The organism is Bradyrhizobium sp. USDA 3311, from assembly GCF_054062495.1.
Window position 1 is genome coordinate 8,093,528 of the sequence record NZ_JBSSFI010000001.1, and the last position, 19,983, is coordinate 8,113,510.

Sequence of the window (19,983 nt, forward strand, 5' to 3'; positions counted from 1 at the left end):
GGTGATCGGGCCTGGAACCGGCGTTCACGGCCGGGCGTCGCCCCAAGCCGCGGATTGGCGCCTGGAACCCGGCCCGCGGCGAAGCGAGCAATCAGCAGCGTTCGCTCGCAAGCAGCTTCCGGCTGCTCGCCAGGACATCGCTGCACCAGGCGAAGAACGCGCCGAGAAACTCGCGGCCGGGCGCGTCAGTGCGGGCATGCTGCCGCAACGTCTCGAAGCCCTTCTCCATCCGCGAGGCATTGCGCGCCAGCAGGGCGCGGATGTCGCTGCGGACCGGACTGGGATAGAGCTCGTCTTTTGCTGATGATCCGGATCGCATTCTCGTTTGCGACACCAAACGCCCTCAGCTTGTGACGGGCCATTTCATGAACGATCGCCTCCGCGGTCGCGAGCGGGCAATTGACTGCAACACCGAACACCCAACAATCTTCCCGGCGCCCCCCGATCTCTTTGACGGCCACCCCGCGGACTGTTGATTTGAACAGTTCCAATTTGCCGGACACATTGCGCCCCTGAGTCCAATCGGTGGATTGGACCAATCAGGGGACTGCGATGGCAAACCTTACAATCAACGGAAAATCCCTCACACTCGACGTCGAGCCGGATACGCCGCTGCTTTGGGCGATCCGCGAGAATGCCGGGCTGACCGGCACCAAATATGGCTGCGGCATTGCACAATGCGGCGCCTGCACGGTTCACATCGACGGCATCGCGACCCGCGCCTGCGGCGTTTCGGTCGCCGAGGCCGAAGGCAAGAAGATCACCACGATCGAGGGGCTGGCGTCCGGCAGCACGCTGCACAAGGTGCAGGAAGCCTGGATCGCCAAGGACGTTCCGCAATGCGGCTATTGCCAGAGTGGCATGATCATGGCGGTGGCAGCGCTGCTGAACGAGAAGCCGAAGCCGACCGACGCCGACATCGATGAGGCCATCACCAATATCTGCCGCTGCGGCACCTTCCAGCAGGTGCGCGAAGCGATCCACACGATCGCCAGCGCGTAAGGAACCGCCCCATGAACAAGCACGTCTCTCCCAAGATGAACCGCCGTGCCTTCGTCATCGGCACCGCCGCGGTCGGCGCAGGCCTCGCAATTGGCCTCGATATCCCCTTCGGCGGTCCCGCCGTGGTGCGCGCAGCCGACGGCTCGCCCGAAATCGGCGCCTGGGTCGTGGTCAGGCCCGACGACACCGTCGTGATCCGCATCGCCCGCTCCGAGATGGGCCAGGGCTCGCTCACCGGCCTCGCCCAACTCGTCGCCGAGGAACTCGAATGCGACTGGTCGAAGGTCTCGACCGAATATCCGACACCCGGCCAGAGCGTCGCCCGCAAGCGCGTCTGGGGCGATTTCTCGACCGGTGGCAGCCGCGGCATCCGCTCTTCGCAGGACTATGTCCGCAAGGGCGGCGCCACCGCGCGCGTGATGCTGATCCAGGCCGCCGCCGATTCGTGGAAAGTGCCGGCGTCGGAATGCACCGCCGCGAAGAGCGTCATCACCCATACGCCGTCGGGCAGGACCACAACCTACGGCAAGGTCGCCGAGGCTGCGGCCAAGCTGACGCCGCCGGCCGACGTCAAGCTGAAGGATCCGAAGGACTGGAAGCTGATCGGCAAGGGCGTGCTGCGCCTCGACACCGCCGACAAGACCACCGGCACGATGGTCTACGGCATCGACGTCAAGCTGCCGGGCATGCTGAACGCCGCGATCAAGGACTGCCCGGTGTTCGGCGGCAAGCTGAAGAGCTATGACGAGGCCAAGATCGCCGGCATGAAAGGCGTCAAGAAGGTCGTCAAGGTCGGCGATACCGCGGTCGCGGTCGTTGCCGACACCTGGTGGCACGCCAAGACCGCGCTGGAAGCGCTGCCGATCGTCTGGGACGAAGGCGACAACGCCAAGGTCTCCAGCGAGTCGATTGCGAAGTGGCTGGCGGAAGGCCTCGACAACGGGCAGCCGGCCTATGTCGGCAACAAGAACGGCGACGCCAAGGCGGCGATTGCCGGCGCCGTCAAGAAGGTCGAGGCCGTCTACAACTACCCTTACCAGAACCACGCCACGATGGAGCCGATGAACGCCACGGCGCTCTACACGGCGGACAAATGCGAGGTCTGGTGCGGCACGCAGAACGGCGAGGCAGCCTTCGCGGCGGTGCTGGAGGCCTCCGGCCTGCCGGCAGAGAAGTGCGACGTGCACAAGGTAATGCCTGGCGGCGGCTTCGGCCGGCGCGGCCAGACCGACTACGTCCGCCAGGCGGTCATGATCGCCAAGCAGATGCCGGGCACGCCGGTCAAGCTGTTGTGGTCGCGCGAAGAGGACATGGCGCACGGCAGGTATCACCCGATCACCCAGTGCAAGATGACCGGCGCGTTCGACGCCGACAACAACCTGGTCGCACTGCACTACCGCCTGTCGGGACAGTCGATCCTGTTCTCGCTTCGCCCCGAAGCGCTCCAGAACGGAATGGATCCGGCCGCGTTCCAGGGTGTCGCCCAATCCGGCGAGGCCGCATTCGGCTATTCGGTGCCGAACCTGCTGATCGAGCATGCGATGCGCAATCCGCACGTTCCGCCCGGCTTCTGGCGCGGCGTCAACGTCAATCACAACGCGATCTACATGGAATGCTTCATGGACGAGCTAGCCCATGCCGCAGGCCAGGACCCGCTCGAGTTCCGCCGCAAGCTGATGGGCAATCACCCCAAGCATCTGGCGGTGCTCAATGCCGTGGCCGAGAAGATCGGCTGGACCACGCCGGCGCCGCAAGGCGTCTATCGCGGCATCGCGCAGGTCATGGGCTATGGCAGCTACGTCGCCGGCGCCGCCGAGATTTCGGTGACCGACGGCAACAAGATCAAGGTGCACCGCATCGTCGCCTCCACCGACCCCGGCTACGTCGTCAATCCGGCGCAGGTGGAACGGCAGATCGCCGGCTCCTTCGTCTATGGCCTGTCCGCGCTGTTCTACGGCGGCTGCACCGTCAAGGACGGCAAGATCGAGCAAACCAACTTCGACACCTACAACTCGATGCGCATCAACGAGATGCCGAAGGTGGAATCGGTGATGGTGCCGAGCGGCGGATTCTGGGGCGGTGTCGGTGAGCCGACCATCGGTGTTGCCGCACCGGCCGTGCTCAACGCGTACTTCGCCGCGACCGGCAAGCGCATCCGTTCCGTTCCGCTGCGCGACCAGAACATCACTTTCGCCTAGAGCATGATCCGGACCCGAAGGGCCGCGTTAGCGCAAAGAGCGAAGCGGTTTTCCGAGAAGATCACGCTCAAGCAACAACTCGCGGCGGCCACGACGGCCGCCGCGGCATTTTCCGGATGAGACCCATGAATGCGCCGGTGACACGGCGGAATGCCGTCCTCGGCATCACCGCCGCGGCCACATCGTACGCAGTACCTTCAATCCTGCGCGCGCAATCGGCGGGCCGCGTCGTCGTGGTCGGCGGCGGCTTTGGCGGCGCGGCCTGTGCCCGCGCGCTCAAACGCGCCGACGCCAAATTGCAGGTGACGCTGATCGAGCCGAACAAGGTCTTCACATCCTGCCCGTTCAGCAACGAGGTGATCGCAGGCCTGCGCGAGATCGAGGCGCAGCAGCTCGGCTATGACAAGCTTGTCGCCGAAGGCATCACCGTCGTTGCCCAGGCGGCAACAACCGTCGATCCCGAAAGGCGCAGCGTCACGACGACCGACGGCGCCACGCTCACTTACGACCGCCTCGTGCTCTCGCCCGGCATCGACTTCCATGTCGAAGCCCTGCCCGGCTACGACGAGGCGGCGTCGGAAAAGATGCCGCACGCCTGGAAGGCCGGCGCGCAGACGCTGCTGCTGCGCCGGCAGTTGGAGGCGATGGAAGACGGTGGCACGGTCGCCATTGCGATCCCCGCCAATCCCTCGCGCTGTCCGCCGGCGCCTTACGAACGCGCCAGCCTGATCGCGCATTACCTGAAGACGAAGAAGCCGCGCGCGAAGGTGCTGATCCTCGATGCCAAGGACAGCTTCTCCCAGCAGCGGCTGTTCGAGCGGGCCTGGAAGGAGCTCTATGGCGACATGATCGAACGCATCGCGCTGTCGCAGGGCGGCCGCGTGACCTCCGTTGACGCTTCGACGAAGACCATCATCACCGAGTTCGGCAACTACACCCCCGACGTCGCCAACGTCATCCCGCCGCAACGCGCCGGCCACCTCGCCCAGATTGCGGGCGCAGCGGATGCGACCGGCTGGTGCCCGATCGATCCTGTAACTTTCGAGTCGAAGCTCGTCCCGAACATCCACGTCATCGGCGATGCCTGCCTCGGCGGCGGCATTCCCAAATCGGCGTCGGCCGCAAGCGCGCAAGGCAAGGCCTGCGCCGCCGCGATCGTCAACCTGCTCGCAGGCCGCGCCCCGGAGACGCCGCGGCTCACCGGTGTCTGCTACACCACCGTCGCACCCGGTTACGGCTTTTCGCTCGCCGGCAACTACCAGCCCAGAGGCGATATCTTTGCCGAGGTCGAGGGCGGCGCGACCAGCCCGGTCGATGCCCCGCGCGAGCTGCGCGCCCGCGAGGCTGACGAGGCCGCGCGCTGGTTTCAAACCATCACGGCGGACACCTTTGGCTAGATCGACCGTCCATATCGCGGCGCTGATCGCCGGCGGCCTTGCCTTCGCCTGCGGAGCAGGCGCAGAAGAGCTCGCGCCCTACACGGTCGCCGACGACGGCATTCCGGCTTCCCTCACCGGCACGTCCGGCGATGCCGCGCGCGGACGCGCGCTGGTGCTCACGCGCACGACGACCTGCATCCTCTGCCATTCCGGCCCCTTCCCGGAAACGCGGTTCCAGGGCGACCTCGCGCCCGATCTGACCGGCGCCGGGAACCGGTGGTCGGTGAGCCAGTTGCGGCTTCGTCTGGTCGATGCGTCGCGCTTCAACGCGGAGACCATCATGCCGTCCTATTATCGCAATGATGGCCTCGTCCGGGTCGGGCGCAATTTCGCCGGCAAACCGATATTGTCGGCCGCGGAGATCGAGGACATCGTCGCCTACCTTGCAACGCTTCGGGACTAGGACTGCTCATGCCAACCACGCGACGACAATTCCTGAGCCTTGCCGGCGGCATCACCGCTGCCGGAACGATCCCGATCGTCACGCTGCGGCCGCTGGAGGCAACGCCCGGGATGCTCAACACGGCGATCCGCAACGTCGTCGGTGAGGCCCCGATTCGCACCGGCAGGGTGAAGCTCGACATTCCGCCGCTGGTCGAGAACGGCAACACCGTGCCAATGACCGTCAGCGTCGCAAGCCCGATGACGCCTGATGACTACGTCAAGAGCATCCACGTCTTCAACGAGAAGAACCCGCAGCCGAACATCGGCAATTTCCATCTCGGCCCGTGGGCCGGCCGAGCCCAGGTCTCGACGAGGATCCGGCTCGCCGATACTCAGAAGGTGGTCGCGATCGCGCGTCTCTCCGACGACAGCTTCTGGCAGGTCGCCGCCGACGTCGTCGTGACGCTGGCCGCCTGCACCGAGGAGATGAACTGATGGCCGCGCTGATCAACGTTCCGGCAAAGGCCAGGCGCGGCGACGTCATCGAGATCCGCACGCTGACCTCGCACATCATGGAAACCGGCTTCCGCCACACCGCCGATGGCCGGCTCGTGCCGCGCGACATCATCACGAGCTTCACCTGCCGCTACAACGGCACCGAGGTCTTTCGCGCCGATCTGTTTCCGGCGATCGCCGCGAACCCATATCTTTCGTTCTTCACGGTTGCGAAGGAGAGCGGCAAGTTCGAGTTCGAATGGACCGGCGACAACGGCTATACGTCCACCGCGTCGGCGTCGATCACGGTCGAATGAATTTTTGGCGCGCGATAGCGGTGGCAATACTGCTCTCCGCGGGCCCCGCCCTGCTTGCCGGCGAGATTGCGCCCGAGGCGCGTCGCTCCGGCTACGCCTTCATGGGGCCGGACACGCGTGCCATGCAGGATGACGACACCGCCAATCCGGGCATGCTGTTCGTGCTCGATGGCGAGGTGCTCTGGACGAAGAAGACCGGCAGCGCGGAGAAGGCCTGCGCGGATTGCCACGGCGATGCGCGAGGCAGCATGAAGGGCGTCGCAGCGCGCTATCCCGCTTTCGAGAAGGCGGAGGGCCGTCCCATCACGCTCGATCAACGCATCAATCTCTGCCGCGCCAATCATCAGCAGGCAACGCCACTCTCCTACGAGAGCCGCGACCTGCTGGCGCTGTCCGCTTTCGTCGCCCACCAGTCGCGCGGCGTCGCGATCACGGCTGGCGACGACCCGCAACTCAAGCCGTTTGTCGAACAGGGCCGCGACCTCTTCATGCAGCGCGAGGGCCAGCTCAACCTCGCCTGCACCAATTGCCACGACGACAACTTTGACAAGCATCTCGCCGGCGCGCCGATCACGCAAGCGCAGCCGACCGGCTATCCGCTGTATCGGCTGGAATGGCAGACGCTGGGGTCGCTGGAGCGGCGTCTGCGAAGCTGCATGTCCGGCGTCCGCGCCCAGGCCTACGATTACGGCGCACCGGAGCTCGTCGCGCTCGAGCTCTATTTGATGTCGCGGGCGCGCGGCCTGCCGATGGAAACACCGGCCGTGCGGCCTTGATTCCTTCGAATTAGGACTAGGCAGGCGTGGCACGGTCGCTAGTATCCCTCCCAAAGACGATGAGTCACAGGGAGGACTTGAAGTGGTCGACTACAGAATCTCGCGCCGTACGCTCTTGACGGGCACGGCAGCGGCTGGCGCGCTCAGCCTGACCGGATTGCCGGCGCGCGCCGAGGTCAACTGGAAGAAATATGCCGGGACCAAGCTGGAGGTGATCCTCGCCAAGGGGCCGCGCGGCGACAACCTGCAAAAGAACATCAAGGAGTTCACCGATCTCACCGGCATCCAGGTCGAAGCCGAGCAGATCCCTGAGCAGCAGCAGCGCCAGAAGGTCGTGATCGAGTTCACCTCGGGCCGGCCGAGCTTCGACGTCGTCCATCTCAGCTATCACGTGCAGAAGCGGCAGTTCGAAAAGGCCGGCTGGCTCGCCGACATGACGCCTTTCATGAAGGACCCGTCGCTGACCGCGCCCGATCTCGTCGAGAGCGATTTTTCCGCCGCGGGCCTGCAATATGCCAAGAACGACAAGGGGCAGATGCTGTCGCTGCCGTGGTCGGTGGACTATTTCATCCTCTACTACAACAAGGAGCTGTTCCAGAAGAAGGGCGTGGCCGTCCCGAAGACCCTTGACGAGATGGTCGCTGCCGCCGAGAAGCTCACCGATCCCAAGGAAGGCACCTACGGCTTCGTCGGGCGGGGCTTGCGCAACGCCAACATGGCATTGTGGACCAACTTCTTCCTCAACTATGGCGGCGAATTCCTCGACGACAAGCGCAACATCCTGACCGACGGCCCGGAAGCGATCGCGGCAACGAAGCTCTACCAGACGCTGCTGACGAAGTCCGCCCCGCCCGGCGTCGCCGGCTTCAACTGGATGGAGTCGATGGCCTCGTTCACGCAAGGACGCTCGGCGATGTGGATCGACGGCGTCGGCTGGGCGCCGCCGCTGGAGGATCCGGCCGCCTCGCGCGTCGTCGGCAAGGTCGGCTACACCGTCGTGCCCGCCGGACCCAAGGGACATTATTCGTCCACTTACGGCGACGGCATCGGCATTGCGGCGGCGAGCAAGAACAAGGAAGCCGCCTACCTGCTCTGCCAGTGGGTGGTCTCGAAGCAGCAGGGCGCGCGCCTGCTCCAGGCCGGCGGCGGCGTCCCGTTCCGCAGCTCGATCCTGAACGATCCCGAGATCCAGAAGGGCGTGAAGATGCCGCCGGAGTGGCTGCAATCGGTGATCGAGTCCGGCAAGATCAGCAAGCTCGGCCTGCCCGTGGTCGTCCCCGTCGCCGAATTCCGCGATATCGTCGGCGCGGCGCTCACCGCGACGCTGTCCGGGGCCGACCCGGCCGCCGAGCTGAAGAAGGCCAACGACCAGTTCCGGCCGATCCTGGAGCGTAGCGAAAAGGCGTGAGTGCGTTGACACAAGCTGATCCGGCCGCGGCACGGTCCGATGCCGCGCCGGAGAAAGAGTTGCGCCCGCCGTCCTACTGGCCGTTCGTGGTGCCGGCGCTGGTCGTCGTGCTCGCCATCATCATCTTCCCGTGGGTCTTCACCATCTGGATGAGCCTGAACGAGTGGAAGGTCGGCTCGCCGACCACCTTCGTCGGGCTCTCCAACTATCTGCGGCTGACCAGCGATCCGCGCTTTCTCGAGGCGGTCGGCCACACCATCGTCTACACCGCGCTGTCGGTGCTGCTGCCGCTGGTGCTCGGCACGTTCGCAGCCGTGGTGTTCCACCAGAAATTCGCCGGCCGCGGCTTCCTGCGCGGCGTCTTCATCATGCCGATGATGGCGACGCCCGTCGCGATCGCGCTGGTCTGGACCATGATGTTCCACCCGCAGCTCGGCGTGCTGAACTACATCTTGTCGCTGGTCGGGATACCGGCGCAGCTCTGGGTGTTTCATCCCGCGACCGTCATTCCCTCGCTGGTGCTGGTCGAGACCTGGCAATGGACGCCGCTCGTGATGCTGATCGTGCTCGGCGGCCTCGCCGCAATCCCGACCGAGCCATATGAGAGCGCGCAGATCGACGGCGCCAATCTCTGGCAGGTGTTCCGCTTCATCACGCTGCCGCTGATCATGCCGTTCCTGTTCATCGCCGGCATGATCCGCATGATCGACGCGGTGAAGAGCTTCGACATCATCTTCGCGATCACGCAAGGAGGACCCGGCTCGGCGTCGGAGACGATCAACATCTACCTCTACAGCGTCGCCTTCACCTATTACGACCTCGGCTACGGCTCGGCGATCGCGGTGGTGTTCTTCCTGTTGATCGTCCTGCTTGCCGCGGTGATGCTGTATGCCCGCCAGCGCATGGTGTGGACCGAAATCGCGAGCGACGCATGACACCTCGTCAGATCATCGGCAAGATCGGCCTGTGGCTTTCGGTGTTCGTCATCGTGTCGCCGGCAATCCTGTTCTTCCTCTGGATGCTGTCGCTGTCGCTCAAATTCGAGGTCGACAACGCCGCCTACCCGCCGGTGTTCTTCCCCGAGCATATCGCCTGGAAGAACTATGCCGACGTGCTGGCCTCCAACCGCTTCCTGACCTATTTCATCAACAGCCTGGTCGTCACCGGCAGTGCGACCGCGCTGGCGCTGATCGTCGGCGTCCCCGCCGGCTACGGCATCGCACGCATGGCCGCGCACAAATCCGCGATCGTGATCCTGATCGCCCGCATCACGCCCGGCCTGTCCTACCTGATCCCACTGTTCCTGCTGTTCCAGTGGCTGGGATTGCTCGGCACGCTGGTGCCGCAGATCATCATCCATCTCGTCGTGACGGTGCCGATCGTGATCTGGATCATGATCGGCTATTTCGAGACCACGCCGCTCGAGCTGGAAGAGGCCGCCCTGATCGACGGCGCCACGCGCTGGCAGGTCTTTCGCCACGTCGCCCTGCCGATCGCCAAGCCTGGGATCGCGGTCGCCTTCATCCTCGCCGTCATCTTCTCCTGGAACAACTTCGTCTTCGGCATCGTGCTGGCCGGACGCGAGACGCGCACCCTGCCCGTCGCAGTCTACAACATGATCTCGTTCGACCAGTTGAGCTGGGGGCCGCTCGCCGCCGCCGCGCTGATCGTCACCCTCCCGGTACTGCTGCTGACGGTGTTTGCGCAGCGGCAGATCGTGGCCGGGCTCACCGCGGGTGCAGTCAAGGGCGGGTGATCACCCGACGCCGCCCATCGTAAGACAACGATCGCGGTGGGCTCACCAGCCCACGCGCAGGCCCACGCGTCCGCCGGCGACCTTCTCGTCCGGCCCGTAGCCGATGCCACCGTTGAACTGCATGTTCCGATTGAGGCGCAGCGCCGCATTGAACGCAAGACCGTTGGCCCGCTCGAAGGTCCCGTAGTTCATCGTCATGGCAAAGGTCTCGTCCGGCAGCAGCGTCGGCACGCCGGCCATGGCAAAGGCCATGGCGACGCCGCTGGTCGCCTTGCTGGTCCGCATGCTGAGGTCGTCGAGGCGACCGTTGATGCTGGCGAGCTGCGCATTGATGGCGCTGAGATCGCTCGTCGAGGCCAGGCCGAGACTGGCGAGCGTAGTGGTCGCAAGATTGCCGGCGCCGTCGGACGTGACAAGCTGCGTCGCGCCGCTTTGCGCGGACTTGCTGGCCGACGAGGCGATGCCGGCCATGGTGTAGGTGTTGCCTGCCGTGCCGAACGCCTGCTGATTGGCACGCGTCGCTGCGGCACCGTTGCCGATCGCGGCGGAGTTGGCGAAGCCGGCGCTGGTGTTGTTGCCGACGGCGACGGCGTTGACGCCCGCGACCGATACGGTGTTGCCGATCGCGATGCCGCCTGACCCGGCCACGGTCGCCGTGTTCGCCATCACCAGCGCATTGGGTGCGTTGACGGCGTTGCCGGTGCCGAACACCGAGGAGCCGGCCGCGCTCGCGGTGCCGGCCACGGTGTTGTTGGAGCCGACCACGTTGACGACGTTGCCCCAGCCGGCCTGGCTGGTGCCGTTGATCGTGTTGTTGCCGCCCAGTGTGAAGCTGCGGTCGCCTCGGACGATCTGCACGGTGCCGAACGCACCGCTGTTGTCGCCGGAGATCGCGTTGCTAGCGCCGACCGCGGTGCTATTGGCGCCGTTCACGCCGATATTGTAACCGACGGCCGTGCCGTTGGTGCCGGCAGCATAGACGTTCGCGTTTGTACCCACTGCAAGCGCATTTTCGGCGTCCGCGCGACTGGAATTGCCCGCGGCCGTGCTGGCGTTGCCGCCTGCGACTGTCGCGTAGCCAAGAGCCGTGCTGCCGTCACCACCTGCGCCTGCCCGATAGCCCACGGCCGTGGCGGTGTAACCGCTCGCGGAGCTTTGGTAGCCAAATGCCGAGGTCAGGGCGCCGGTGGCCGCGCTGGCGCTGCCAGCCGCCGTGCTGAAGAAGCCGCTGGCAGTGCTTCGATAGCCCAGCGCTGTGCTGAGGCCGCCAGAGGCCAGACTGCCGGCGCCAAAGGCCGCGGCCTCGGGACCGGCAGAGCTCGATTCGCCGAATGCGGAGCCACCCGTGGTCGCGGAAGAATTGGTACCGCAAGCCACGCTTTGTATCGAGCTCGCGCTCGCACCGTCCGCACTGTTGCTGGCATTGACGCAAACGAACTGCGCCTGCGCCGACGACGCATCCAGCAGGACGGCCAAGGGGGCAAGCACCGCGGCGGTGCAAATTCCGAGCAAGGACTGCCTGCACGCACGGCGCGGCGTCCCCCTCGCGACAACCCGATCCTCGTCCGGCCCCACCGCGACCGTCATCCCCCGCATATCCATCGCCTTACCTTCACGTCATTGCAAATTGTCCGGGCCGCGAAGCACGCACGTCTGGCCCGCGCGCAATAATATGAATATTCATGTCCGGAGACTGCGGTTCGACGGTGCGGAAACTTGCCTGATCGTCCCAATTTGCAGACCAACTGCCGAGGGAGCGGCCTGGCATGACGAAAATTCCGTATCTGCGCTTCGACACCGCGGAGCTGCCTGTCGCCGAGCGGCTCGACCGCTACCGCGCGATTCTCACGCACTACGACGTGTCGGTCCCCGCGGGCACGGACCGGGACGACTTCGAGGTCCTGGCCGAGGCCTGGCTGCTCGGTGGCCTGGTCGCCGCGTCCACCCGGATGGCGCCGGTGCGCTTCACCCGTTCCGCCGCACTGGCCAAGGCCGATGGCCGCAATTCATTCGCGCTGCTGCTGCTCAGGCGCGGCGCCTGGAGCGGCGAAGTCGACGGCGAACCGATCTCGGCCGGTCCCGGCCAGGTGCTGGTGCTCGATCTGACCCGGCCCTTCGACGGCATCGCCACCGCGACCGACACCATCAGCCTCGACGTCGAGCGCGATCCGATCGTCAGTGCCGCGCCCGATGGCCTCGACCTGCATGGCCTCGTCCTTGACGGCGCCGCCGGCCGCGTTCTCGCCGATCATATGGCGCTGTTGCGGCGCAGGCTTCCGGCGATGGAGGAGAACGATGCGCTCGATGCGGTCCGGACGACGCTCGATCTGCTGCGCGGATGCTTCGGCGTGGCCGCCCGGCCGCGCGAGCAGGGGCTTGCCCGGCGTGACATCGCCATCCTTCACCGCGCCAGCCGCTTCATCGACCAGAATCTGGGCCGCAACGACCTGTCGGTGGCAACCATCTGCCGCGAGATCGGCGTGTCGCGCTCGGTGCTCTATCGCGTCTTCGCGCCGCTCGCGGGCGTCGCCGACTACATTCGCGGGCGGCGGCTCGAAGCGATCCATGTGCTGCTTGATGACGCCGATGAAGATCGCTGGAATGCCGAGATCGCCGCTGCGTTCGGCTTCGTGAGCCAGGCCCATTTCAGCCGCAGCTTCCGGCAGCACTTCGGCTACTCGCCGCGCACGGCGCGCGACACCCACCTGCAGGATCTTGCAGCGGCGGTGGAAGCCGGCCCGGAGCTATTCCGCGAATGGATTGGCCGGCTCGGCTGAGTCGGCCCGGCGTAGAGGGCCAGAAAGAAAGCGGCCGGGCGACTCATCGTCGTCCGGCCGCGAGATAGCTTCGCTTCCCTACTCCGCCGGCGCGGCGTGCATCTCCGGATGCGCGGCATAGTGCTCGGTGGTGCCGAGCTTGCTGGCCGCGAACAGGCCGACCGCCATCACGGCATAGGCGAACGCAACGGCGGGCGTGACGCCGAAGCCGCCGCCGATGCCGACGGCTTCACCGTGCATGAAGCCGAAATAGGTGAGCACCGCGCCGACCAGCGCAAAGGCCGAGGCCTTCTCGAAGTCGCGTTCGATGATGAAGACGCCGATCGCGCCCAGGATGAGGCCGCCGAGGATGGAGCCGCCGCCCATCACCTCCAGCCCGTGATAGAACACGCCCTGCTGCGGTAGCGCGGCGATCGCCGCGGCCTTGACCGCATCGGCCTTGTCGGCGGCGAGCCCGCCGACGCTGGTCGCCGCCATCATGGTCGAGCCCAGCATGGTGTCGATTTGGAGCTTGGCCCAGGCGGCGAGATGCGGCGTCAGTGCCAGCACGATCGCGGGCGCATGCTTGACCGGCGTGGTCTGGAACGCCTGCGCACCGATGAGCATGCCGATGTAAAGCAGGATCGGCGAGATCGCGACGACAGGCACGAGCGCCAGCAGCACCGAGATGATGCCGAACCAAGCCAGCACGACCACCATGATGCCGGTCGCAGCCGAATAGCCGATGCGGCCGCCCATCGCCTTCCAGCCGGGATGACCGATATAGACGGCGTTGATGAAGGGATTGCCCATCAGGCAGCCGATCAGGCTGACGACGCCGTCGGCGGTGAGCACGCGCGTGGTCGGATATTCGTCGCCGGCGGCTTCCGCGCTCTCGACATTGTCCATGGCCTCGACGAGGTCATAGATACCGAACGGAATGGCGGTGACGAGGATGATGCCGAGGAATTCGAAGCCGGAGAAGACGTAGCCCACCGCCGGGATCGGCACCGAGAAGCCGAAGTTGGCGAAGGCATCACCGACGCCCTTGACGCTCAGCCCACCGAGGCCGAGGCCGAAGAGGTTCGAGCCCCAGGCGATGATCATGCCGGCCGCGATGGCGACGAGACCCGCCGGAATACCGCGCCAGTATTTCACCCCGCCGAACCAGCTCACCAGAATGATGGCGAAGCAGACGAGACCGATCTGCGGCGTCATGTACATCTCGAGCGCCGGGCGCATCGAGATGAAGGTGACGGAGACGCCGGCGAGCGTGCCGAGCAGCGCCGCGCGCGGCGTGATTTTTCGAATGAACGGCGCGATGAAGCCACCGATCATGAGAATAAAACTCTGGAAGAACACCCAGACGAGGCCGGCCGACCAGCCCTTGAGCGGATCGCCGGTCTTGATCGTGATCGGCAGCATGATCACGAAGGTGACGATGAACATGTGCGGCACGCTGACGCCCGAGGGCAGCGCGCAGACGTCGGTGCGGCCGGTCCTCTGTGCCAGGCGGTAGGCGAGGTAGGCGTAATAGAAGGTCGACAGGCACATCATCAGCCCGAGCGCGGGCAGGATGCGGCCGAACACGAGGCTATCAGGCATCTTCAGCACGAAGCGCAAGAGGCCCGTGAGAACCAGCATGTTGACGAGGATGTTGGTGCCGAAGCCGAAAAACGCGTTCCAGTCGCCCGATGTCCATAGTGCCGGCTTGAACCCGGACGTGTTCAGATCAGATTTGCCGGCCGTCCCCGTCGTTGTGCTCATGGTGATGCCCCTAAGCTGATGTGGAAATCTTCATCGCCTCCAGTACTGCGGCTGAGTCCGCGACCCAGCCGAAGATGCCGCCCTGGGCCTTGATCATCTTCAGGCCCATCTCGTGAAACTCGGGAAAGTAGGATGCGCAGCCGTCCGAGATCACGACGCAGCGATAGCCGCGGTCATTGGCCTCGCGCACCGTGGTGTTGACGCACACTTCGGTGGTGACGCCGCACACCAGCAGATTTTCGATGCCGTATTTCTCCAGCACGTCGGTGAGCTCGGTGGCGTAGAACGCGCCCTTGCCCGGCTTGTCGATCACGACTTCGCTGTCGAGCGGATAGAGCTCGGGGATGATGTCATGGCCGGCCTCGCCGCGAATGAGAATGCGCCCCATCGGGCCGGGATCGCCGATGCGAAGGCTCGGGGCGCCGCGCTCGACTTTCGCCAGCGGCGCGTCGGAGAGATCGGGCAGATGGCCCTCGCGCGTGTGGATCACCAGCATGCCGGTGTCGCGCGCCGCCTTCAGCACCGCGCCGATCGGCTTCACCGCACGCGCAAGCTGGCTGACGTCATTGCCGAGCGTTTCGCCGAAGCCGCCCGGCTCCATGAAATCGCGCTGCATGTCGATGATGAGAAGCGCGGTGGCGGGCCAGTCGAGCCTGATCGGCTCGGGCTCGGCGCTGATGACGCCCAGTGTCGGCTTGGTCGAGTTCAACATGACTCAAGGCCCCCGCGAGAACTCTCTTTGCCAGCAGTTCTGCAAACGCCGTGCCATTGTGTACAATTGCGGTGGGACACAGGCCGCGAGAGAATTTGCTGCGCACTCAGAAGGTTACGTCAGCAGCTGACGGCTGCTTATTCCCTGTGCGACGGCTTTGCGACGTGCATTTGCTTAAAGGATGGGCGGGGAAGCGGCGTCATTCCGGGGCGCGACGAAGTCGCGAGCCCGGAATCCATCGGGCCGCAATACCCGAGGCGAAATGGATTCCGGGCTCGACGCTCCGCGTCGCCCCGGAATGACAAGGAGCGTGTGTGGTGACGCCCTGCCTCTACCGCCCCGCCCCATACAGTCGCCGATACTCTTCCTCATACGGCCCATACGAGTCCTTCAGCGTCGCCATGTTGAGCAGCATGGTGGCCACCATCGTGCCCGTCTTGTCGAACACGCGCGTCCTAGCCCAGGCGCTTTCGGTGCGGCGGCTCCCGGACAGCGCGACCACCTCGCGCTCGACTTCGTACCCTTCGTCGACGAAGAGCGGGCCCTTCACCAGCCTGATCTCCTGGTCGGCGAACAGGCCGACCGCCGGGCCCTTGGCCGGCAACGGATCGTCCTTGGAGCGGTACTGGAACAGCACGCTCAGCATCTCCATCGGGATGATCGGCTTGCGCCACGGATTGTCCGTTCCCGAATAGTAAGGAGAGTTCTCGGTGATGACGGCGAGCTTCTGCCTGAGAGAGAACGGATAGAGGTCGCCCATGGTCTGGTCGAACGCCATCCGCACCGGCTGGCGCTTGCTGGTCTGCGCGACCGTCACTTCGCGCAGGATCACGGGATCGGCGAGCGGCTTGAGCTCGGTGAGGCGGGTCTCCAGCGCGGTCGCCGCGTGCGGTTCGCCGACCGAGGCCGTGCCGCGCAGCACTTCGGTGCCGTCGCGCTTGACCATCTGGATCTGGCACTGGCTCGCGCCCGGCAATGGCTTCGACAGAATCGCCTGTACCTCCTCGCCCTCGTAGCAGACGCTGCGGTAATGCGCGGAAAGACAACCACTCTCGAACCACGCCTGTCCCCACAACCGCGCGCCAAGCGGGGCGAACTGGCTGAAATGCGTCGGTCCTTCGATGGTGCCGCCCTTGAAGCCGAGCTTCTGCGCGGTGGCATCGTCATGGATCGAGGCGTGCGCATCGTAGACCTGCGCGTGAAGCATCTGGCGCGGCTGGCGCCACGGCCCGATCAAGGCCTCGGCCGTCTCGGTGATCTCGGTGTCGAATGCGTCTGCGGTCATGATGTTCTCCACAACAAGCCATGACTAGCAGGAGCGCCACGGATGCGGCCAGCGATATTGACTTCGCCGGCCCATGCTCTTGACTGCGATCTCCCGCTTCGCTTAGCCGCAAGCCTCCCGCGGCGCAAAATCCCCCGCCCGACCAGGATAACAAGGACTTCCGAAATGACGCTGATGCAGGTCGAGCTGGACGACAAATACCGGCTCGAATCGAAGCGGATCTTCCTGTCCGGCACGCAGGCCCTGGTTCGATTGCCCATGCTGCAGCGCGAACGCGACCGGCTTCAGGGCCTCAACACCGGCGGCTTCATCTCCGGCTACCGCGGTTCCCCGCTCGGCATGTACGACCACGCGCTGTGGCGGGCGAAGTCTTTCCTCCAGCAGCACGACATCGCCTTCGTGCCCGGCCTGAACGAGGACCTGGCTGCGACCGCGGTCTGGGGCAGCCAGCAGGTCGGGCTGTTTCCCGGCGCCAAGGTCGATGGCGTGTTCGGCATCTGGTACGGCAAGGGCCCCGGCGTCGACCGCTCGGTTGACGCGCTCAAGCACGCCAATGCGGCCGGCACCTCGCTCAATGGCGGCGTGCTGGCGCTGGCCGGCGACGACCATGGCTGCCAGTCCTCGACGCTCGCGCATCAGAGCGAGCAGGTGTTCGCGGCGGCGCTGATCCCCGTGATCAATCCGGCGACGCTGCAGGACTATCTCGATCTCGGTCTCTACGGTTTTGCGCTGTCGCGTTTCTCCGGCTGCTGGGTCGGCTTCAAGGCGATCAGCGAGACCGTCGAAAGCTCGGCGTCGATTGACAGCGACCCTGAACGTATCCAGATCAAGCTGCCCCATGATTTCGAGATGCCGCCCGGCGGCCTCAACATCCGCTGGCCCGATCCGCCGCTGGACGCCGAGAGGCGCCTGTTCGGCCCGAAGATGGCCGCCGTGCAGGCTTTTGCCCGCGCCAACCAGCTCGACCGCATCGTGCTCGATTCAAAGCCGGCCCGGCTCGGCATTGTCGCAACCGGCAAGGCCTATCTCGATCTGCGCCAGGCGCTCGCCGACTTAGGGATTACCGACAAGGACGCGCAGGATCTCGGCCTTCGCATCTACAAGGTCGCGCTGACCTGGCCGCTCGAGGAGAGCGGCGCCAGGCGTTTCGCCGAAGGACTTCAGGACGTCCTGGTGGTCGAGGAGAAGCGTGGCTTCATCGAAGACCAGCTGATGCGCATCCTCTACAACATCGACGCGTCGAGGCGCCCGACCGTCACGGGCAAGCGCGACGAGCGCGGCGCGCCGCTGCTGCCGAGCGAGGGCGAGCTGACGCCGACCATCGTGGCTGGCGCGCTGGTGGCGCGGCTGCGCAAGCTCGGCCATCACAGCCCGGTGCTCGAGCAGCGCCTAGCGCGGCTCGAGGCCTTCGACAATCCCGTCACCACCAGCGCGCCGATCAAGCTCGCGCGCACGCCGTTCTTCTGCTCGGGCTGCCCGCACAATTCCTCGACGCGCGTGCCGGAGGGCAGCCGCGCCATGGCCGGCATCGGCTGCCACGGCATGGCCCTGAGCATGCCGACCCGCCGCACCGATTTGATCTCGCACATGGGCGCCGAGGGCGTGAACTGGATCGGCCAGTCGCCCTTCACCACCGAGCAGCACATCTTCCAGAACCTCGGCGACGGCACCTACACCCATTCCGGGCTTCTCGCCCTTCGCGCCGCCTCCGCCGCCGGCATCAACATCACCTACAAGATCCTCTACAACGACGCCGTCGCGATGACCGGCGGTCAGCCCGCCGAGGGCGCCTTCAACGTCGCGCAGATCGCGCATCAGGTCTGGGCCGAAGGCGTCAAGCGGCTGGCGATCGTCTCGGATGATCCGGGCAAATACCCCGAAGGCAACTACTTCCCGCAAGCGCGACCATCCATCACCGCCGCGAGCTTGATGCCGTGCAGCGCGAATTGCGCGACATCAAGGGCCTCACGGTCGTCATCTACGACCAGACCTGCGCGGCCGAAAAGCGCCGCCGCCGCAAGCGCGGGCTCTATCCCGATCCCGCCAAGCGCGCCTTCATCAACGAGCTCGTCTGCGAAGGCTGCGGCGACTGCTCGCAAGCTTCCAATTGCGTCTCGGTACAGCCGCTGGAGACCGAGTTCGGCCGCAAGCGCCAGATCGACCAGTCGAACTGCAACAAGGACTTTTCCTGCGTCGAAGGCTTTTGCCCGAGCTTCGTCACGGTGCATGGCGGCACGCTCAAGCGCATCAAGACGTCGTCGGTGGACTCCGGCCAGCTGTTCGCCGATCTGCCGCTGCCGCCGGCGCGTGAGCTGGACGGCCCCTACAACATCCTCGTCACCGGCATCGGCGGCACCGGCGTCATCACCATCGGCGCGCTGCTCGGCATGGCCGCCCATGTCGACGGCCGCGGCTGCTCGGCGCTGGACTTCACCGGCCTGTCGCAAAAGAACGGCGCGGTGATGAGCCATGTCCGCATCGCGCCGAAGCCTGAGGATATCTCCGCCGTCCGCATCACCACCGGCGGCGCCGACGTCATCCTCGGCTGCGACATGATCGTCTCGGCAGGTCCCTCCGCGCTCAGCCGCGCCGAACGCGGGGTGACGAAGGCCTATATCAATGCCGATCTGCAGCCGACCGCGAGCTTCGTGCAAAACCCCGATCTCGATTTCGAGATGGGCACGATGCAGACCGTGTTGCGCGACGCCGTCGGCGACAAGAATCTCGACATCATCGACGCGACAGGCATTGCCGCAGCCTTGATGGGCGATTCCATCGCGACCAATCCCTTCATGCTCGGCTTCGCCTTCCAGAAGGGCGCGATCCCGCTGTCGCTGGAGGCCCTGCTCCGCGCCATCGAGATCAACGGCGCCGCAATCGAGATGAACAAGCTCGCCTTCACCTGGGGGCGCCTGGCCGCCCACGACATGTCGCGGGTGCGCAGCGTGCTCCAGTTCAAGAGCCGGGCATCCGCGCCGACCAAATCGCTCGACGACATCATCGCAACGCGCGCGGAATTTTTGACCGGCTATCAGGACAAGGCGTATGCCGACCGCTACCTCGCAGCCGTCGCCAAGGTGCGCAAGGCGGAGAGCGCGGCCTCGCCCGCGTCCACGGAGCTGACCGAGGCCGTGGCCAAGAATCTGTTCAAGCTGATGTCCTACAAGGACGAGTACGAGGTCGCGCGGCTCTACACCGATGGCAGCTTTGCCAGGAAGGTCTCGGAGAAGTTCGACGGCGACTTTTCGCTGAAGTTCTACCTCGCCCCGCCGATCTTCGCGCAGCGCGACAAGACGACCGGGCATCTCCGGAAGAAGGAGTTCGGCGGCTGGATGATCCACGCCTTCCGCGTGCTGGCCAAGCTGAAATTCCTGCGCGGCGGCGCGTTCGATCCGTTCGGCCGCACCGAGGAGCGCCGGACCGAGCGGAAGCTGATCGAGAATTATCTGACGATGATCGATCAGCGGATCGTTGGGCTGAAAGCGGCGCAGATCCCGCTGCTGGCAAGGCTTGCTCGCGTGCCCGAGACGATCCGCGGCTTCGGCCACGTCAAGGAAGGCAATATCAAGCAGGCGATGGCCGAGACGGCGCGGCTGGAAGCAGAGCTCGAGAACAGCCGGTTTGCAGCGGCGGCGGAGTAATGTTTCTCTCCCTCTCCCCGCAAGCGGGGAGAGGCGAAGAGGCCGCC

16 protein-coding genes and 1 pseudogene are annotated in these 19,983 nt (G+C 65.6%); 12 read left to right on the top strand and 5 right to left on the bottom strand.

Annotated features, from left to right (window positions below; translation table 11 throughout):
- Positions 1–91: 91 nt before the first annotated feature.
- Positions 92–319: a hypothetical protein gene (locus ACVWW6_RS38555; RefSeq protein WP_304565999.1), complete on the bottom strand. Its 228-nt coding sequence runs from the start codon at positions 317–319 to the stop codon at positions 92–94.
- A 233-nt stretch (positions 320–552) separates the two neighbouring features.
- Here ACVWW6_RS38555 and ACVWW6_RS38560 point away from each other — a divergent pair, with 233 nt between their 5' ends.
- The 10 genes from ACVWW6_RS38560 (at position 553) to ACVWW6_RS38605 (ending at position 9,775) form a co-directional block, all read left to right on the top strand.
- On the top strand, positions 553–1,002 hold the full coding sequence (locus tag ACVWW6_RS38560; protein ID WP_028174739.1) for a (2Fe-2S)-binding protein: 450 nt from the start codon (positions 553–555) through the stop codon (positions 1,000–1,002).
- A gap of 11 nt (positions 1,003–1,013) precedes the next feature.
- Positions 1,014–3,200, top strand: coding sequence for a xanthine dehydrogenase family protein molybdopterin-binding subunit (locus ACVWW6_RS38565; RefSeq protein WP_028174738.1), 2,187 nt, complete (start codon positions 1,014–1,016; stop codon positions 3,198–3,200).
- 125 nt (positions 3,201–3,325) lie between these two features.
- Positions 3,326–4,597: an FCSD flavin-binding domain-containing protein gene (locus ACVWW6_RS38570; RefSeq protein WP_456682599.1), complete on the top strand. Its 1,272-nt coding sequence runs from the start codon at positions 3,326–3,328 to the stop codon at positions 4,595–4,597.
- The gene (gene soxX / locus ACVWW6_RS38575) at positions 4,590–5,042 is read left to right on the top strand and encodes a sulfur oxidation c-type cytochrome SoxX (RefSeq protein WP_456682600.1); all 453 of its coding nucleotides are present in this window, start codon (positions 4,590–4,592) and stop codon (positions 5,040–5,042) included. Before ACVWW6_RS38570 ends, soxX begins: the two co-directional genes overlap by 8 nt.
- An 8-nt stretch (positions 5,043–5,050) precedes the next feature.
- Positions 5,051–5,518: a SoxY-related AACIE arm protein gene (locus tag ACVWW6_RS38580; RefSeq protein ID WP_060910980.1), complete on the top strand. Its 468-nt coding sequence runs from the start codon at positions 5,051–5,053 to the stop codon at positions 5,516–5,518.
- The gene (soxZ, locus tag ACVWW6_RS38585) at positions 5,518–5,835 is read left to right on the top strand and encodes a thiosulfate oxidation carrier complex protein SoxZ (protein ID WP_456682601.1); all 318 of its coding nucleotides are present in this window, start codon (positions 5,518–5,520) and stop codon (positions 5,833–5,835) included. The genes ACVWW6_RS38580 and soxZ overlap by 1 nt, the downstream gene beginning before the upstream one ends.
- Positions 5,832–6,611 (top strand): sulfur oxidation c-type cytochrome SoxA, encoded by a 780-nt coding sequence (gene soxA / locus ACVWW6_RS38590; RefSeq protein ID WP_456682602.1) that lies wholly within the window; start codon positions 5,832–5,834, stop codon positions 6,609–6,611. The genes soxZ and soxA overlap by 4 nt, the downstream gene beginning before the upstream one ends.
- Positions 6,612–6,693: 82 nt before the next feature.
- On the top strand, positions 6,694–8,019 hold the full coding sequence (locus ACVWW6_RS38595; protein ID WP_060910977.1) for an ABC transporter substrate-binding protein: 1,326 nt from the start codon (positions 6,694–6,696) through the stop codon (positions 8,017–8,019).
- On the top strand, positions 8,016–8,954 hold the full coding sequence (locus ACVWW6_RS38600) for a carbohydrate ABC transporter permease (protein WP_456682603.1): 939 nt from the start codon (positions 8,016–8,018) through the stop codon (positions 8,952–8,954). Before ACVWW6_RS38595 ends, ACVWW6_RS38600 begins: the two co-directional genes overlap by 4 nt.
- Entirely contained in the window at positions 8,951–9,775 is an 825-nt protein-coding gene (locus ACVWW6_RS38605; RefSeq protein ID WP_456682604.1) for a carbohydrate ABC transporter permease, read from the top strand. Before ACVWW6_RS38600 ends, ACVWW6_RS38605 begins: the two co-directional genes overlap by 4 nt.
- Before the next feature lie 42 nt (positions 9,776–9,817).
- On the opposite strand, the gene ACVWW6_RS38610 is transcribed toward ACVWW6_RS38605, so the two are convergent.
- Positions 9,818–11,362, bottom strand: a complete 1,545-nt coding sequence (locus ACVWW6_RS38610) for a hypothetical protein (RefSeq protein WP_456682605.1) — start codon at positions 11,360–11,362, stop codon at positions 9,818–9,820.
- A gap of 179 nt (positions 11,363–11,541) precedes the next feature.
- On the opposite strand from ACVWW6_RS38610, the gene ACVWW6_RS38615 reads away from it, so the two are divergent.
- Positions 11,542–12,552, top strand: a complete 1,011-nt coding sequence (locus ACVWW6_RS38615) for a helix-turn-helix domain-containing protein (protein WP_456682606.1) — start codon at positions 11,542–11,544, stop codon at positions 12,550–12,552.
- Between the two features lie 78 nt (positions 12,553–12,630).
- Here ACVWW6_RS38615 and ACVWW6_RS38620 read toward each other — a convergent pair whose 3' ends face one another.
- The 3 genes from ACVWW6_RS38620 to ACVWW6_RS38630 all read right to left on the bottom strand — a co-directional run bounded on the left by ACVWW6_RS38620 (position 12,631) and on the right by ACVWW6_RS38630 (position 16,295).
- Entirely contained in the window at positions 12,631–14,298 is a 1,668-nt protein-coding gene (locus ACVWW6_RS38620; protein ID WP_456682607.1) for a regulator, read from the bottom strand.
- A 10-nt stretch (positions 14,299–14,308) separates the two neighbouring features.
- The gene (locus ACVWW6_RS38625; RefSeq protein ID WP_456682608.1) at positions 14,309–15,010 is read right to left on the bottom strand and encodes a cysteine hydrolase family protein; all 702 of its coding nucleotides are present in this window, start codon (positions 15,008–15,010) and stop codon (positions 14,309–14,311) included.
- A gap of 331 nt (positions 15,011–15,341) precedes the next feature.
- Complete coding sequence (locus ACVWW6_RS38630) at positions 15,342–16,295, bottom strand: hypothetical protein (RefSeq protein ID WP_456682609.1); 954 nt, start codon at positions 16,293–16,295, stop codon at positions 15,342–15,344.
- A 165-nt stretch (positions 16,296–16,460) separates the two neighbouring features.
- On the opposite strand from ACVWW6_RS38630, the pseudogene ACVWW6_RS38635 reads away from it, so the two are divergent.
- Positions 16,461–19,936, top strand: a pseudogene (locus tag ACVWW6_RS38635) (indolepyruvate ferredoxin oxidoreductase family protein).
- Positions 19,937–19,983 lie beyond the last annotated feature (47 nt).